Source organism: Alcanivorax sp. P2S70 (assembly GCF_000475295.1).
In the GTDB taxonomy this organism is placed as follows: Bacteria; Pseudomonadota; Gammaproteobacteria; order Pseudomonadales; family Alcanivoracaceae; genus Alcanivorax; species Alcanivorax profundi.
In genome coordinates, this window is record NZ_AXBZ01000067.1 from 137,721 (window position 1) to 154,545 (window position 16,825).

Consider the following 16,825-nt stretch of genomic DNA (forward strand, 5'->3'; position numbering starts at 1 on the left):
CGGCGCGATAGCCCAACCTCAGCAGCGAGTTACGAAAACCTTTCCGCGAGAAATACGTTTTTGCTCTTCGAAACTCGCTTCTCGCAACTCGCCACTATGGTGATCGCGCCGCCAGCGACGCTCCTACCGTCAAGCCTCAACCCACCGGCAGGTCCCGGTACGCCTTCTCCAGCTTCTTCATCTGCTTCTTGGACACCCCGCCCAACACCTCGATGGCATTACGCAAGCGCGCGCGACTCACATCGGAGCCAATGATCTCCATGGAATCCACCACCGAGAAGCTGGCACTGGTGCCCGCTATGGCAATGAATACCGGGAACAGGAAGTCCTTGATCTTCACCTCGAGTGCATCGGCGATGGCCTTTGCGTCCGCAAACAGGCCATCACGCTGCCAGTCACTGCGCGCTTCATAGGTCCACAGCAGATATTGCAGCCACACTTTCATGTCATCCGCGGTGTACTGTTTGTGTTCGAAGCTCGCCTCGCTAATGGCCGGCATACCGTTGAAACAGAATGCCGCCTTGTCCGCCACTTCGGACAGCGTCTCTACACGCTGACGCAGGTGGGGAATGATCTTCATGGCGTAATCGCGGTTGTATGCCCAACTCAGCAGGGAATCCAGAAACTGCTCATCACTCTGATCGCGCAGCCACTGGCCGTTGAGCCAGCTCAGTTTTTCCACATCGAATACCGGACCACCCAGAGACACCCGCTGAATATCAAAGGCGTCCTGCATTTGCGCCAGTGAAAACTTCTCGCTCTCATCCGGCATGGACCATCCCATGCGGCCGAGGTAATTCACCAGCGCTTCCGGCAGATAGCCCATGCGCTGATAGAACAGGATGCTGGTGGGGTTCTTGCGTTTGCTGAGCTTGGACTTATCCGGATTCCGCAGCAGCGGCATATGGCACAGCACCGGCATATCCCAACCAAAGTACTGGTACAACAGTTTGTGTTTGGGGGCGGAGTTGAGCCACTCTTCACCACGGATCACGTGAGTGATTTCCATCAGGTGATCATCGACGATATTGGCCAGATGATAGGTAGGCATGCCATCGGACTTGAGCAGGATCTGCGCATCCACCAGGGCCCAATCCAGTTCCACCGTACCGCGCAACATATCCTCGATCTCGCAGCGGCCGTCCACCGGTACGCGCATGCGGATCACGTAGGGCGCACCCTGCGCCTCGCGTTTGGCCTGCTCGTCGGCAGGCAATTCCAGATCCTGCGGTTTCAGCGCCCGGTTCTCGCCTTTTTCTTTCAGCTCAGCGCGCAACACATCCAGCTCTTCACTGGTGCGATAGCACTTGAACGCATGCCCCTTCTCGATCAGCGTCTCGGCATACTCGCGATACATGCCCTTGCGCTCGCTCTGGCGGTACGGACCGTGGGGGCCGCCCACATCCGGGCCTTCGTCCCAGGTCAGCCCCAGCCACTTGAGCGAATCGAGAATCATCTGCTCGGACTCCGCGGTGGAGCGTGTCTGATCGGTATCTTCGATACGCAGAATGAACTGGCCACCGTGCTGTTGGGCAAAGCAGCGATTGAACAGGGCAATGTAGGCGGTGCCGACGTGAGGATCGCCGGTGGGCGACGGGGCAACGCGGGTGCGAACAGTCATGCGGACTCCAATAAGGCAAACTGGCGCGGATTATACCTGTCTAAACACGCACCATATAGACAAGGCACGGCGGGTTTCTGATATGGTTGTGACAGTTTAATGATTCCCGTTAACGTTGTTGCGACGTCTGCCTGTCGACAACAAGCCATTCACTGGATTCAACGTCATCAAGGAAAAGACCATGCGTATCCCTTTCCAACGTTCTGTTCTGGTCGCTTTGGTAGCCAGCGCTACTCTGCTGCAGGCCTGCTCCGAACAACCCGAGCCCGCCAGGGAAGACAACAAAGCTGCCGCACCCGCTGCTCCCGAACAACATGCAGCACACGAGGCAGAGGCGCCCAAGGCTAGCGGCATTACCCGCAGCACGGCACCGGAAGGCGCCAGGGTTTTCTTCGTCTCCCCCGAGGATGGTGCCACCGTCAGCAGTCCGGTCACGGTTGAATTCGGCCTGGAAGGCATGGACGTTGCGCCCGCCGGCACCGATCAGGAAAACAGTGGCCACCATCATCTGCTGATCGATCTGGATGAAAAGCCCGCCATGGACATGCCTCTGCCCGCCACCGAGCACGTCGTGCATTTCGGCAAAGGCCAGACGTCAACAACACTGGAGCTGGAACCCGGCGAGCACACTCTGCAACTGCTGTTGGGTGACTGGCGCCATATTCCCCATGATCCAGCAGTAATGTCCCGGGAAATCACCATTACGGTGGAATGAACAACCTGAAAAGGGCCTCACTTGAGGCCCTTTTCAATCTTGCCAATGCGTCTGAATCCTCACTGTCCAGGCTTGGTCTGGAACGCCAAAACCCGGAGCCTCCCGTTAACGCAGCAACAAATGTGGCACCTTCGCCTCTCGAATCATCTTGTTGGTAGTGCTGCCAACAAAGAATTCACGAATGCGAGAGTGGCCATAGGCTCCCATCACCACCAGATCTACGTTGTGGCTTTGCTGATAGGCATGCAATGCCGGCTCGACCTCGCCTTCCAGTTGTGCACGGGTAACCTGATGCCCTGAGTCACTCAGTTTGTCTGATGCCCATTGCAAGTCTTCGGATTTCCCCACTGACACCAGGTGACAATCCAGCCCTTTGAACATCGGGCTGTTGGCCAGCATGGTGACGCCCTTGCGGGTGGTCTCGCTGCCGTCATAAGCCAGCATGATCGTCTGCGGAGGGGAAAACTCCCCCGTGGTCACCAGGATCGGGCGACGAACCGCACGAATCACCCGCTCCACATTGTCCCCCACCTGGGCCCCAACGCCGTTATGCTCTTCGCCTTGCTTGCCAATCACCAGCAGGCGCATGCCGTCTTCCAGTTCCACCAGCGAATCCACCAGATCACCATGGCGCTGACGGCTTGACGGTTCGCTCGCGCCGGCGGCCACCACCCGGGCATGCGCAGCCTCGAGCATTACCTTGCCCTGCTCAAGCGCCAGGCGGTTACGCTGAGCATCCAGATCCGCCAGTTCCTGCAACAGATGCTCGCGGCCACCCAGTGCAAGATTGCCACTGTAGTCGGCGGTTACCGGGTAGCGGGAATGATCCAGTACATGCAGCAGGTCCAGGGGAGCATCCAGCCGCTGGGCCGCCCAGGCAGCATAGTCGCAGACCGTGGCAGACGCGGTTGAGCCATCGATGCAGGCTATTACGTTAGTCATGTCCTCTCCCTGGCTCAGTGGCCGCCCATCAGTTTTTCAACTTCTGCCGGCTTGTCGTGTACGCCGAACTTGTCCACCAGCGTGGCGCTGGCTTCGTTCAAACCGGTAATGTCGACCTCGGTCCCTTCGCGGCGGAATTTGATCACCACCTTGTCCAGTGCACCAATGGCAGTAATGTCCCAGAAATGGGCGCGGTGGACATCAATGGTGACCTTATCAATGGCTTCCTTGAAATCAAAGGACTTCACGAACTGGTCCGCAGAGGTGAAAAACACCTGCCCCACCACCTCATACATGCGGTGGCCATCATCCGTATGTTGCGTGGCTTTCACATAGAAAATACGGCCCACTTTATTGGCATAGAACAGCGCGCTGAGCACAACACCGATACCCACACCGATGGCCAGGTTATGGGTCGCAACGGTGGCGGTCACGGTGGCCAGCATCACGATCGTGCTGCTGGGCGGATGCTTGGCAATATTGGTGATGGACTCCCAGCTGAAAGTGCCGATGGAGACCATTACCATCACCGCCACCAACGCAGCCATGGGAATCTGCGAGACCCACTTGCCGAGAAACACCACCAGCACCAACAGAAAGCAACCGGCAAACAGGGTCGAGAGCCGCTTGCGCCCTCCGGATTTCACATTAATCACCGACTGGCCAATCATGGCGCAACCGGCCATGCCGCCCAGAAAACCGGAGACGATATTGGCAATACCCTGCCCCTTACATTCGCGATTCTTGTCACTCTCGGTATCGGTCAGGTCATCCACAATCGTGGCCGTCATCATGGACTCCAGCAGACCAACCACCGCCAGGGCCAGGGAGTACGGGAGGATGATTTTCAGCGTTTCCAGATTCAGCGGAATGTCGGGCAACAGGAAAATCGGCAGGCTGTCCGGCAGCTCACCCTTGTCGCCCACGGTAGGGACATCCAGCCCCAGGAACATGGCCACCCCGGTGATCACGATGATACAGATCAGCGGTGACGGCACTGCGGTGGTCAGCAGTGGCAGCAGATAAATGATGCCAAGGCCCGCCGCCACCATGACATACACGTGCCAAGTCACCCCTTCCAGTTCGGGCAGCTGAGCCATGAAGATCAGGATAGCCAGGGCGTTCACAAACCCCGTCACCACCGAGCGCGACACGAATCGCATCAGGTTGCCAAGCTTGAGAAAACCGGCAATAACCTGTAACCCACCGGTCAACACCGTAGCCGCCAGCAAGTACTGGAGACCGTGATCTTTCACCAGCGTCACCATCACCAGCGCCATGGCGCCAGTCGCCGCAGAGATCATCCCGGGTCGCCCACCGGCAAAGGCGGTCACCACGGCGATACAGAAAGAGGCATACAACCCCACTTTGGGGTCTACACCGGCAATGATGGAGAACGCGATCGCCTCCGGAATCAGCGCCAGCGCCACCACGGTACCGGCCAGCAAATCTCCGCGGAGGTTGCTGAACCATTCCTGCTGGATAGAACGAATCATCGACAAACCCTGTTAAGCTGGAAAGCGGCCCAAATCGGGCCCGGAAAGGGCGCGGAGTCTAGCAGATCGGCCCCCTGCGCAACAGGCAGGCCATCGGCAGGTCTACGCGAAACGCCCCCAACATGCGACAATGCGTCCCCGTTTCGCCGACCGATAGCCGTTGATGACAGACGCCGCCCCACAGCCCCTGGACCGCCGCCTCAGCGTGGCCCCCATGATGGACTGGACCACCCGGGATTATCGCTATCTGGCACGCCTGATCACCCGGCATACCCTGCTTTACACCGAAATGGTGGTGGCTCAGGCCATCCTGCATGGTGACCGTGACCGTTTCCTGTCATTCAATGATGAAGAGCACCCGGTCGCGCTGCAGCTGGGCGGCAGTGACCCGCGGCAACTGGCTGAAGCCGCCCGCATCAGCGAGCAGTATGGCTACAACGAGATTAATCTGAACGTGGGTTGCCCGTCAGATCGGGTTCAACAGGGCAAGATCGGCGCCATCCTCATGGCCGAACCTGAGCTGGTGGGTGAATGCGTGGAAACCATGCAGGCTGTCGTTTCCGTACCGGTCACGGTAAAGACCCGCATCGGCATCGACGACCAGGACGATTACGACTTCCTGTTCCGATTTGTGGAGCAGATTGAGCGGGCCGGCTGCACCAGCCTCACCATTCATGCCCGCAAGGCCATACTCTCCGGACTTTCGCCCAAGGAAAACCGCGAGATTCCCCCACTCATTTACCAGCGTGCCTACGCAATCAAGCAGGCATTTGCACACATGGAGATCATCCTTAACGGCGGAGTGAAAACCCTGCAGGAAGTTCATGATCACATGGGCGAAGTGGACGGTGTCATGATTGGGCGCGAGGCCTACCAGAACCCGTATTTCCTGGCCGACGCCGACCAGGTGGTATTTGGCGATGCGCGCCCTGTCCCCAGCCGTCGTGAAGTCGCCGAGCAGTTCCTGCCCTATCTCGAGCGCCGTTACGCCCTGGGCCATGCGCCCAAACATGCCCTGCGCCATATCCTCAACCTGTTTCAGGGGGAGCCCGGTGCGCGCAAGTTCCGGCGTCACCTGAGCGAGAACATGCACAAACCCGGCACTACCCCACAAGTGCTAATGGACGCTTTGGCGCAACTGCCTTAGCCTGTAGTCATCGATTGTCGCGCCGAATTGATTGCCAGGCGCGGAGATCAGTTGAAAGTTTAAAGTTGAAACGCGAGGCAAAGGCCGAGCAGCCACTGAAGCTCTGGAGTTCCGCGCTGAAATCAACGTGAATCGCGGCTCCGTCGATTCACGTCTTGCATTGATCGATACCGCGCTTTTGAACTTTAAACTTTCAACTCAGCCCCTTTCGGGGCACGACAAATCAGCATTCTGTCATGACGAACCTGTACTGTGCCGGGCATGACACCACAAGGAACGGAAACCGTGAACAAACGCGAACAGCTTGCCCAATGGACCTCTCTGGTGGCAGATACTGGCGACCTCGACATGATTGCCGCTCTGGCCCCCGAAGATGCCACCACCAACCCTTCCCTGCTGCTGGCTGCCGCTAAAGACGAACGATACCGTGGCCTGCTGGAACAGGCCGCAACCCTCTGCGAAGAACTCGGCCATAAAGGCGAAATGGACTGGCTAACAGATATCTGTGCTTGCCTCGCGGGTCAGGCCATCCTGGAGCGCGTTCCCGGCCTGGTCTCCACCGAAGTGGATGCACGCCTGTCATTCGATACTCGAGCCACCGTAGAAAAAGCCCGCCGGTTGATGAGCATTTACCGGGAACTGGATGTGGACCCCTCTCGTATCCTGATCAAGATCGCGGCCACCTGGGAAGGCATACAGGCCGTGCGAATCCTTGAAGAGGAAGGCACACGCTGCAACGTCACCCTGGTCTTCAATCAGGCGCAGGCACTGGCAGCCGCGGAAGCCGGCGCCACACTGATTTCCCCGTTTGTCGGCCGTATCTACGACTGGTACCGCAAAAGCGGTATGGATATCGCCACCGCAGACGACGACCCGGGCGTCCAGTCCGTGCGAGAAATTTACCGCACCTTCAAGGCCCGGGGGCTGGAAACCATCGTCATGGGCGCCAGCTTCCGCACCGCCGACCAGATCGAAGCCCTTGCCGGTTGCGACAAGCTCACCATCAGCCCGGCGCTGCTGGAGGAACTTGCCAGCCGCGATGGCACTCTGACTCAGGTACTGGATGCGGAACTGGTTGCACCGGAAAGCGACTGGACCCCGGTCAACGAGCCCGCCTTCCGCTGGCAAATGAACGACGATCCCATGGCCTGTGATCTTCTGGCGGACGGTATTCGCCGTTTTGCCAAAGATCAGCAAGCCCTGGAAACACTGCTGACATAAGGAAACGGTTTGAACTGGCTGAATCGACTGTTTGGTACTGACGCCCAGACACCGCAAACCACCGAGCATGACCTGCACCGGGCAGCCGCTGCGCTACTACTGGAAGTGGCACGCACCGACGGCAAGGTCGACGCTGAGGAAAGTGCACGCCTGGTAGAGGCAGTGCAAAGCCGCTGGCAACTGGACCCGGCGGAAATGAACGACATCCTTGGCGAGCTGGAAACCCGTGTAGATCAGGCCACAGACCTGTTTGAATTCACCCTGCCCCTGCGAGAACACTGGGACCCGGAAACCCGTGTTGCCCTGGTAGAAGACATGTGGGCCATGGCCGCCGCCGACGGCCACGTGGACGTCCACGAAGAACACCTCATCCGCCGCGTCAGCGACCTGCTTTATGTGTCCCATGGGGACTATATTCGGGCGAAGATGAAGGCAGTTAACAGTGAAGAGTGAACAGCTGCGCGAGCAATGTTTGTCTTGATCTGTAAGCCATGAGGCCGCGTCCAGTTTTTAGGCGCGGCCTCATACGTTAAAAGCCTGACGGCGCCAACCGCGCACTGTTAACTGTTAACTCGACCTACCAGCCATCTTCCTCATACTCACTTTCCAGCTCCAAGTCCCGTTGTTCGATATCCGGGAAACGCAGGGAGGGTCGGTCGCCGGATTCGAAGCGGCGGCGCTGCAGGTAGGCGTTGCGGATGAACGTGTAACGATCACCGACGATAGTACGTTCCAGATCCAGTAAATCGGCCCTGAGATCAACCACATAAACGGCGGTGAAACTGTGCCGGGTGAGGTCATGATCAATATAGTGTCTGAGCCGCATGTAATCCTCTGGCCAGATGGCTGCCGCATCCCTGCCAGTAGAAGGCCCGAAGAAAGGAAGTACCAGATAGGGGCCTTCAGGAATACCCCAACGCGCAAACGTCAGCCCCAGATCCGTGTCATGCTTTCGCAGGTTCACCTTGCTGGCCACATCGAACAGCCCACCAATACCCAGGGTACTATTGACCGCGAAACGGCCCCAGTTTTGACCGACATGATTCCAGCGCCATTGCAGCACGCTGTTAAGGCCGCTGCGAAAGTCCCGCAGATTCTCGTAAAAGCGGGTGATGGTATCGTCCATCCACTGCGGGGTGGCTTTCTGGTACCCCTTTGCTACAGGTTTCAAGCCGTAGGTATCGAGAAACTCATTGAACGCGAATACCTTGCGGTTCATGTTCTCCCAAGGGTCGGCGTACTGGTTCTGCCCCGCCGGCGCGTCAAACGCCGTAGTGGCCTCACCCCAGTCATCCTCTTCTTCCGCTGTCACCAGCACTGGCAGGCTCAGCAGTATTGTTAGTAGCAGGTAGCGCACAAACACCCCGGTAACCGGAGGCTTAGCCATCCGGAAATCAATTCAAACGCCGCATTATAGCGGCCCTGTCTATCCCGGGAACAGGGAAACCCGCCCGGGGTTACGCAACTCTGACAGGTTTTACACATTCACTCCGGGAGCCAGCCAGCGCTCAATCCAGTAATCCACACTCAAAAATCGGCCTGCGCCCTGGAAGAACAATACCAGCAGCATAATGAAGTAGGTCATGGCGAATTCGATACCATTGTTGAGAATCACCAGACCGCCCTTCTCTGTCAGCCATTCATAATTACCATTCTCTCTCAGAATCTGCCTGGCACGGCTTAGTCGTTTTCCCACCTCTTCACTGTTCTCAAGACTCGCCTGTGCGGCAGGGATGCCTAACTTCGCCAACGGCAGGGCCGTGCTGGTAGCAGGGTTACCCGGCGCGATAGCAAACCAGCCATGCGGCCAATGGACTGTGGCCATCGCTACCACCATGGTGAACATGAGCGGGATGGATACATAACGGGTCAGCAGCCCGATCAGGAGCAGCAAGCCACCCACCAACTCCGTAGCGGTAGCCAGGAAGGCCAACAGCGCTGGAAAAGGCAATCCCAATCCCCAGTCAGGGTTGGCAAACCAGGCAACGGTGCTGTCGAAGCTCACGGCCTTGTTATACCCGGCACTGATCATTACCGGTGCCAGAAAAAGGCGCAGCGCCAAAGGCGCAAGAAAATCTGCTATGCGTGCAGTATTCAGGGCGTAATGAATTTTTTTCATCAGGGCAAGCATAGGGGCTCTCCATCAGGAATAATACGTTTGCACGAGCCATGCAGGCATGAACAGTCAAATCACAACAGACCTGAAAATCACACGGTACTATGGCACAGCGAAAAGGGCGTTTAGGCTGAAACAAGGTGCTATGGAAAAGCCCCTTAACAGCTTTTCAGTGTTGTCCCTATAAGGATGTCGCGTTCGCGCATTTGTTGCAGAATGCCGTGAGAAAATTCTGCCAGTTTGTCTTCGTCAAACTGCATTTCCCCTGCGAGCTGGCCCACCACTTCGATTCCTGTCAGCGCAGGATTTTCAGCGATGAGTTGCAACAATCTGGCAGTAGGTGCATTTATCTCCATAAATCGCACCTGATCTTCACGATTACGGTAAATCAGTAACCACACAGGCTGCGGCAAAGGTCGGTCGGGCTGGAACTCGGTACAGATTTTGTGGACGGGAAAGTGATAAGACAGTACGGCATGGAGTGGACTGAGTCTCGGAATTGCGCGAAGCAAATCGCCCTCAGGCTGGATTCCTGCTTCGGGAAACGATTCTGTCGACGCATCCAGAACCAGCTCCATCCATTCGTAATGTGCCAGCTCAAGCAGGAAGGGCGGATCTCCCTCTTCATCCCCTGCCCCTGTAGCGAGGTAACTGACAAATTCTTGGGGAATTTCTACAAAATAGGGGGTTTTACACGCATGCGATTCAAAGAAACCCCGCACCAATCTCTGCCACCGGCCAGGACTCAGTAACGAAAACAAGACAGGAAAACCCTGCTGGATAAAGCCGTTAACATTGTTGAAAAACAGATTGCGGTAGATATCCAGACGCCGCTCTTCAAGACCTTCAGGCGCGGGGCGGGTATCCGGGTTACGCAGGTGATCGGCGAAGACGCGCTGAAGGCGCTGGAAATCAGCGTCACTCATCCCAGTTTACGCTCCCTGGTAGCATGCCGTTTCTGATGGCGAGCGATCTCTTTTAGCTCGCCAAACAACTCATCTTCACCTGGAAAGTTGAAATCCCTTTCCAACAAGGTAGGGAGTACACCAAACTCCCGGTAAGCATGCTCCAGCAATGCCCATACCGGATCAATAACAGCTGAACCATGGGTATCCACTTTCAGATCATCGGCTTCATCAAAGTGCCCTGCGATGTGCACATAGCAAATACGCTCACCAGGCAAACCACTAATAAAGTTTTTCGGGTCATAACCATGATTGATACTGTTCACATAGGCGTTGTTGACATCCAGCAAAAGCTCACAGTCCGCCTCTTCCAACACAGCATTCACGAACTCCAGCTCTGACATTTGAGCACCCGGTGCCGCGTAGTAACTGACATGCTCAATTCCGATGGGCTGCTCGAGAAAATCCTGCACCTGACGCACGCGATCGGCCACATAATGTACGGCCTCTTCTGTGAAGGGGATGGGCATCAGGTCGTAGAGATGACCATGATCACTGCAATAGCTCAGGTGCTCGGTATAACGGCGAATATCGTGTTCGCGAAGAAACGTCTTAATGGAGGTCAACAGATCAAAATCGAGAGGTTCCGGACCGCCAAGCGACAAACTCAAGCCATGGGTTACAAAGGGAAAACGCTCGGTAAACTTGCGGAATTCCTTACCCAACCGGCCCCCCATGGGAATCCAGTTTTCCGGTGCCACTTCCATGAAATCAATCGGCGGAGATACGGCTTGGGATAGCGGGCCCATCAGGGCCCGCCGAAGACCCAGGCCCACGCCGGAGACTGGTGTCTTGTGGTTCATCATAGCGCAGCCCTATGCATCACCGCCGCACTTGCCTTCACCACATTTCCCTTCACCACCTTTGTCACCACCACACTTGCCTTCGCCACACTTACCTTCTGCGGCTTTATCTTCACCGCACTTGCCTTCACCACATTTCCCTTCTGCACCTTTGTCTTCACCGCATTTGCCTTCGCCACACTTGCCTTCTGCGTGGTGTCCAGCCAACTGATATCCGGCATTCAGGTCAGAAGCGGCAAAGGGATTCTCTGCAGCAGTGGCTACCGGAGCAGCCATGGCACTGGCGATAACAGCAGCACCTACAGTCGCTGCAAGGGGGTTCAGTTTGGTCAGCTTAGCCATCTTGAGTCTCCATACGTCATTATTGAATGTCCGACACCATCCCCCGGGCCGGAAGGCATTTGGGGCAACGGTTCAGGCGTTTATTTATGTAGCGCCTGTACCAGACAATATAGAGATGCAACCAAGAGGTAAACGTTACGGAAGAAAGGCCATTAATTTGAGGAAAACATGAAGGAGCAGCCCCGGGGCTGTGCTCAAGGGGGGCATGGAGTACCGATTTCCGAGTCACGAGTGACCAGCATCAGGGGATGATGTTCGTTTATCGTCACTCGTGACTCGCAGCACAGCCCGGAGTTGCAGCTGCGCTTACTTACTTGATGCGGTTCACAATCACACTGCCAATGGAGTACCCAGCGCCAAACGAGCAGATTACGCCGTGGCTGCCAGCGGGGAGATCTCCGTTGTATTTGTGGAAAGCGATAATAGAGCCTGCAGAACTGGTGTTGGCGTAATCATCAAGAATGACCGGGGCCTCTTCACGGGTGGCGGGCCGCCCCAGAACACGTTTGGCGATCAGTTCATTCATGCTCAGATTCGCCTGATGCAGCCACATACGATTAACGGTACCCACCGCAATCTCGGTATCAGCCAGATGAGAAGTAATTTGCTCTGCCACCATGGGACAGACTTCCTTGAAGACCTTGCGTCCTTCCTGACGGAACAGCTTGTCCCGGGCCCCGACTCCAGTCTCGTCCGCACGGTTGAGAAAGCCGAAATTGTTGCGGATATTGCTGGAGAACTTGGTCTGAAGGCGGGTACCGAGCACTTCCCATTGGTTGTCAGAGGTAGCGTCTTCCTGGCGCTCCAGAATCACAGCCGTGGCCACGTCACCAAAGATGAAATGGCAATCACGGTCTTCCCAGGCCAGATGTGCAGAACAGATTTCCGGGTTTACCATCAGCACACGCCGAGCACTGCCATTACGAATGGCATCAACAGCAGCCTGAATACCGAAGGTAGCACTGGAACAGGCCACATTCATGTCATAGCCCCAGCCATGCTGCATACCGAGCGCATCCTGAACTTCCACGGCCATGGCCGGATACGGGCGCTGCATATTGGAACAGGCCACCAGCACAGCATCCAGGTCGTTGGCGGTCAGGTTGGCATTTTCCAGCGCCTGTTTCGCTGCATTAACAGCAATTTCAGCCTGAAGGGAAAGCTCGTCATCGGCACGTTCCGGAATACTGGGCGCCAGGCGATCCGGATCCAGCACACCACTCTTGTTGATCACATGGCGCTGCTTGATTCCGGAAGCTTTCTCGATAAACGCAGAGTTGGACGGATCCAGCGCGGCGACTTCACCTGCTGCAATGGCATCTGCGTTTTCGGCATTGAAACGCTCAACATACTGGTTGAAAGATGCCACCAATTCATCATTGGTAATGATCTGCTCCGGCGTCCACAGGCCGGTCCCGGAAATGACAACAGAATAGCTCACAAGCGAGTCCTCGCACTCGAAGAGGAAGGCCACCGCCTCCCCCCGGAAAATTGGGAATGGGTCGATTATCCGGATTCAGGGCCGTGGGCGCAAAGGGCGGTTCCGCCATTTACCCCACGGATAAAGTCAACATTCTTCCCATTGTTTGTTGAGTCGCTTGGCAGAAACCGGTACCTGCGTCCCAAGCTGTTGGGCAAACACGCTGACCCGGTACTCCTGCAGCATCCAGAAAAAGTGCTGAAGCGGGGGGGCCTGCTGCCATAATGGCGCCCCGGCAGCACGGGTCCGGTACTGTTTGCGGTATGCCTCCAGCTCCGCCGTCACAGTGCGATCCTTGCCAATCTGCCCTCCCAGCTTGTCCAGCCGATGCGCGATGCCTGCCAGATAGCGAGGGTACTCCTGCAGACTCTCCCAGGGCACCTCCAACAGGAATGCGTCGCCAAACAGTTCCGCAAACTGATCCTTGAGGTCCCGGTGAGCATGGGCCCAGGCCAGCGGGAAGTTTTTCTCAAGCTTGCCCATCAGTTGGCGGTACTGATCGAAGACCTGACCGATGCCGGCCAACTGTTCACTGGCCCAGGGCACGAAATCCCCTCGGTGGGCATCCAGCCGGGCCTTGAACGCGGCCTCATCACGCACCGGTTCATCAAGACGAAAATGCTCAGCCAGCAATCGCGACAGCGCATGGTCCAGCGCATGACGTGCCATCGCGCCTTTTTCGCTCTTGAGTTTCTGGAACCCTGGCATCTGCGACGCCTGCTTGCGCAGATCGCGAAGCTGAACAGACAACTTGAAGCCCAATAACCGGGCGCAGCCCCAGCGATGGGTCCAGATGGCCAGCGCCGGGTCATCCAGATAACGCAGTGTTACGGTGTCCTTTTCATCCGCCAGGGCGGGATAACGCCGCAGCGTCATCCCACCAAGCTCCCGCAGGTCGGTTTCCGGCAAGGGGCCAAAGAGCCACTCCTGCCCGGACAAGGGCGGCGCCTCGGTTTCTGGCTCGGGAAGCTCAGCACGGACCCCATCCAGCCGCGCGTTGACCTCGGACAGACTGCGCCCCTGGGCGAGGGTCTTGGCCTTGCCCTCCAGCCTGTCGACCACCCGTACCATCATCCGCAGGTGATCAGACAGCCCGTCCACCTGCCATTCTTCCAGCTCGATGCGCACCCCGCTCATGCGTTGCAGCTCGCGCGTCATCGCCGGCAACAAGGGCTCATCCGGCGTCAGGGTGTCCATCAGGGCCGCCACATAATCGGGCACGGGCACAAAATGACGACGGCGAGACTTGGGCAAGGCACGAATCAGGGCTTCCAGCTTTTCCTTGAGCAACCCGGGCACCAACCAGTCGAGCCGCGCCTCCGGCACCTGATTGAGCACGGCCAGAGGCACCACCAGTGACACCCCATCGCGGTCCCCGGTGGGGTCGAAGCTGTATTCCAGAGGCAGCGAAATCTCCCCCAGAGCCAGGACATCGGGGAACTGACCGTCGGCCAGATCCGGGCTGCGTGACAGCAGGAAGTCCTCATCCATCAGTAGCGCTTGCTTCTGTTGATCGCTGGCCTTTTTGTTGTACCAGCTCATCAGCCCGGCGACGGTATTGACCGTATCGGGCAAGCGCTCGTCGTAGAACGCCACACGGGCGTCTTCGTCCACCAGGATGTCACGGCGGCGTAGCTTGTGCTCCATGGCTTCCAGGGCCTGGTAACACTCTCGGTTGGCACGCACGAACGGCGGCTCACGGGTCAGCTGCCCCATGACCAACCCCTCACGAATCAGTAACTCACGGGACTCCTGTGGCTGGATCGGGCCGTAGTTCACCCGGCGACCACTGGCCAGAATCAGACCGAACAGATTGACCTGTTCCTTGGCCATGGCACAGCCGCGTTTCTTCGACCAATGGGGTTCGAAATACTGGCGTTTAATGAGGTGTGCCGCAGCAGCCTCTACCCATTCCGGTTCAACCCGCGCGACCGTGCGGCCGAATAACCGACTGGTTTCTACCTGTTCTGCCGCCATCAGCCAGCGGGCCTTGGTTTTTGACAGGCTGGAGCCCGGCCATACCAGAGGTTTACGGTTACGGGTAGAGAGCCACTCGCCCTCTTCCGTTCGCTGCATCACGTTGGACACCAGCCCGCTCAACAGTGCCTGATGCAGTGGCCCATAGATCCCGTCGTCTACACCAGAGTCATTGTCAGTCACCTTGTTCAGCTCCCAGCCCTGCTCCTTGCAAAGCAACAACAGCTGGCGGTGAGTGTCGCGCCATTCCCGCATGCGGGTGGGCGACAGAAAATGCTTCTTCAGCAGCTTTTCATACTGATTGCGGCTCAGCGCCTCACGCTGCTGTTCAGCCCAGTGCCACAATTTCACGTAGAACAGGAAATCCGACTGCTTGTCGGTAAACGGCTGATGCGCCTGGTCAGCCTGCTGCTGCTTGTCATGCGGGCGCTCACGCGGGTCCTGTGCCCCCAGTGCGGATACCACAATCAGCGCTTCGCGCAGCACCTTGCGATCCGCAGCCGCGACCAGCATCCGGCCAAGGGTTGGGTCCAGCGGGAAACGGGCAAGTTGCCGCCCCAGCGGGGTCAGGGACTGCTGCGGGGTGAGCGCGCCCAACTCATCCAGCATGCGGTAACCGTCACGGATAAGGCGGCCATCCGGCGGCTCAATAAAAGGAAAGTCTTCTACCTTGCCCAGCCGCAGATCCGCCATCTGCAAAATCACCGCAGCCAGATTGGTCCGCTGGATTTCAGGATCGGTAAATTCAGGACGGCCAACGAAGTCTTCTTCGCTATAAAGCCGGAAGCAGATACCCGGCATGATTCGCCCACTGCGCCCTGCCCGCTGGTTGGCGCTGGCCTGACTTACCGGTTCCACCGGCAACCGCTGCACCTTGGAATGTACGCTGTAACGGCTAATGCGTGCTGTACCGGCATCAATCACATAACGAATGCCCGGCACCGTCAGGGAGGTTTCCGCCACATTGGTGCTCAGCACCACCCGGCGCCCCCGATGGGCGCTGAAAATACGGTGTTGCTCTGCCTGGCTCAGGCGGGCATACAACGGCAGTATTTCGGTATCCCTGAACTCGCAATGTTTCAGATGATGGTGCACATCGCGAATATCACGCTCACCGGCGAGGAACACCAGCACATCACGGGCCAGGGGTAGCCCCTGTTGCCGCTCTTCCCGCTGGATCTCCTGCAGCACCTCTTCCACCTGCCGGGACAGTTCCTGCCCGTCGCCGGGGGGCCGGTAACGCATCTCTACCGGATACGTCCGTCCAGACACTTCCAGAACCGGTGCCCCCGCGAAATGCTCGGCAAAACGGGCATGGTCGATGGTGGCGGAGGTGATGATCACCTTCAGGTCCGTACGACGTGGCAGCAATTGTTTTAAGTAACCGAGAAGGAAATCGATATTGAGGCTGCGTTCGTGAGCCTCATCAATGATCAACGTGTCGTACTGGTTGAGGAAACGGTCCTGCTGAATCTCGTTGAGCAGCATACCGTCGGTAAGCACCTTGATCAGGCTGGTGTCACTGACTTGCTCGGCAAAACGGACCTTGAACCCCACCGTGGAGCCCAGAGGGGATTTCAACTCTTCAGCAACCCGGCTGGCCACCGCACGGGCGGCAAGACGTCGTGGCTGGGTATGCCCGATGGTGCCCTCTACCCCCCGGCCCAATTCCAGACAAATCTTGGGCAGCTGGGTGGTTTTCCCGGAACCGGTTTCCCCGGCAATCACCACCACCTGATGATCACGAATCGCCGCCTTGATCTCTTCCCGGCTCGCCACCACCGGCAGGTCTGGCCATTCGAGAACGGGCACGGCGGCCAACCGCTGTTCACGGTTGGCAACAGACGCCGCTATCGCCAGCGCGACATTCTCCACCGCCTTGGCACTGCGCTTTTCCACCGGCAAACGCGCCAGACCATCGATGCGCTTTTTCAAACGAAAGCGATCGGCCTGGCGGACGGTTTTAAGCTGGGTGTACAACGAGTTCAGAGGCATGAGCG

At 57.6% G+C, this 16,825-nt stretch carries 14 protein-coding genes; 4 read left to right on the forward strand and 10 right to left on the reverse strand.

Features of this window, described 5'->3' with window-relative positions; genetic code table 11:
• Positions 1-136: 136 nt before the first annotated feature.
• Positions 137-1,621, reverse strand: a complete 1,485-nt coding sequence (gene gltX / locus Q672_RS32200) for a glutamate--tRNA ligase (RefSeq protein ID WP_022986653.1) — start codon at positions 1,619-1,621, stop codon at positions 137-139.
• Between the two features lie 181 nt (positions 1,622-1,802).
• On the opposite strand from gltX, the gene Q672_RS32205 reads away from it, so the two are divergent.
• Positions 1,803-2,336 (forward strand): DUF4399 domain-containing protein, encoded by a 534-nt coding sequence (locus Q672_RS32205; protein WP_022986654.1) that lies wholly within the window; start codon positions 1,803-1,805, stop codon positions 2,334-2,336.
• A gap of 105 nt (positions 2,337-2,441) precedes the next feature.
• On the opposite strand, the gene Q672_RS32210 is transcribed toward Q672_RS32205, so the two are convergent.
• Both Q672_RS32210 and Q672_RS32215 read right to left on the reverse strand, forming a co-directional pair.
• Positions 2,442-3,278, reverse strand: coding sequence for a universal stress protein (locus tag Q672_RS32210; protein WP_022986655.1), 837 nt, complete (start codon positions 3,276-3,278; stop codon positions 2,442-2,444).
• A gap of 14 nt (positions 3,279-3,292) precedes the next feature.
• Complete coding sequence (locus Q672_RS32215) at positions 3,293-4,774, reverse strand: SulP family inorganic anion transporter (RefSeq protein ID WP_022986656.1); 1,482 nt, start codon at positions 4,772-4,774, stop codon at positions 3,293-3,295.
• Positions 4,775-4,937: 163 nt separating this feature from the next.
• Between Q672_RS32215 and dusA the strand changes: the two genes are divergently transcribed.
• From dusA to Q672_RS32230, 3 genes are all read left to right on the forward strand, one after another.
• Positions 4,938-5,921: a tRNA dihydrouridine(20/20a) synthase DusA gene (dusA, locus tag Q672_RS32220; protein WP_022986657.1), complete on the forward strand. Its 984-nt coding sequence runs from the start codon at positions 4,938-4,940 to the stop codon at positions 5,919-5,921.
• Positions 5,922-6,206: 285 nt separating this feature from the next.
• Positions 6,207-7,142: a transaldolase gene (locus Q672_RS32225; protein WP_022986658.1), complete on the forward strand. Its 936-nt coding sequence runs from the start codon at positions 6,207-6,209 to the stop codon at positions 7,140-7,142.
• 9 nt (positions 7,143-7,151) lie between these two features.
• Positions 7,152-7,595, forward strand: a complete 444-nt coding sequence (locus tag Q672_RS32230) for a TerB family tellurite resistance protein (protein WP_022986659.1) — start codon at positions 7,152-7,154, stop codon at positions 7,593-7,595.
• Between the two features lie 124 nt (positions 7,596-7,719).
• On the opposite strand, the gene Q672_RS32235 is transcribed toward Q672_RS32230, so the two are convergent.
• The 7 genes from Q672_RS32235 to hrpA all read right to left on the reverse strand — a co-directional run bounded on the left by Q672_RS32235 (position 7,720) and on the right by hrpA (position 16,820).
• Positions 7,720-8,529: an MlaA family lipoprotein gene (locus tag Q672_RS32235; RefSeq protein ID WP_022986660.1), complete on the reverse strand. Its 810-nt coding sequence runs from the start codon at positions 8,527-8,529 to the stop codon at positions 7,720-7,722.
• A gap of 90 nt (positions 8,530-8,619) precedes the next feature.
• Entirely contained in the window at positions 8,620-9,273 is a 654-nt protein-coding gene (locus Q672_RS32240; protein WP_022986661.1) for an HvfX family Cu-binding RiPP maturation protein, read from the reverse strand.
• Positions 9,274-9,416: 143 nt separating this feature from the next.
• A complete protein-coding gene (locus Q672_RS32245; protein ID WP_022986662.1) occupies positions 9,417-10,184 on the reverse strand; it encodes an HvfC family RiPP maturation protein in 768 nt (255 codons plus the stop codon).
• On the reverse strand, positions 10,181-11,029 hold the full coding sequence (locus tag Q672_RS32250) for an HvfB family MNIO-type RiPP peptide maturase (protein ID WP_022986663.1): 849 nt from the start codon (positions 11,027-11,029) through the stop codon (positions 10,181-10,183). The genes Q672_RS32245 and Q672_RS32250 overlap by 4 nt, the downstream gene beginning before the upstream one ends.
• Before the next feature lie 9 nt (positions 11,030-11,038).
• Positions 11,039-11,368 (reverse strand): HvfA family oxazolone/thioamide-modified RiPP metallophore, encoded by a 330-nt coding sequence (locus tag Q672_RS32255; RefSeq protein ID WP_022986664.1) that lies wholly within the window; start codon positions 11,366-11,368, stop codon positions 11,039-11,041.
• A gap of 310 nt (positions 11,369-11,678) precedes the next feature.
• A complete protein-coding gene (locus Q672_RS32260; protein ID WP_022986665.1) occupies positions 11,679-12,809 on the reverse strand; it encodes a beta-ketoacyl-ACP synthase III in 1,131 nt (376 codons plus the stop codon).
• Between the two features lie 126 nt (positions 12,810-12,935).
• Positions 12,936-16,820: an ATP-dependent RNA helicase HrpA gene (gene hrpA, locus Q672_RS32265; protein WP_022986666.1), complete on the reverse strand. Its 3,885-nt coding sequence runs from the start codon at positions 16,818-16,820 to the stop codon at positions 12,936-12,938.
• Between the last annotated feature and the right edge of the window lie 5 nt (positions 16,821-16,825).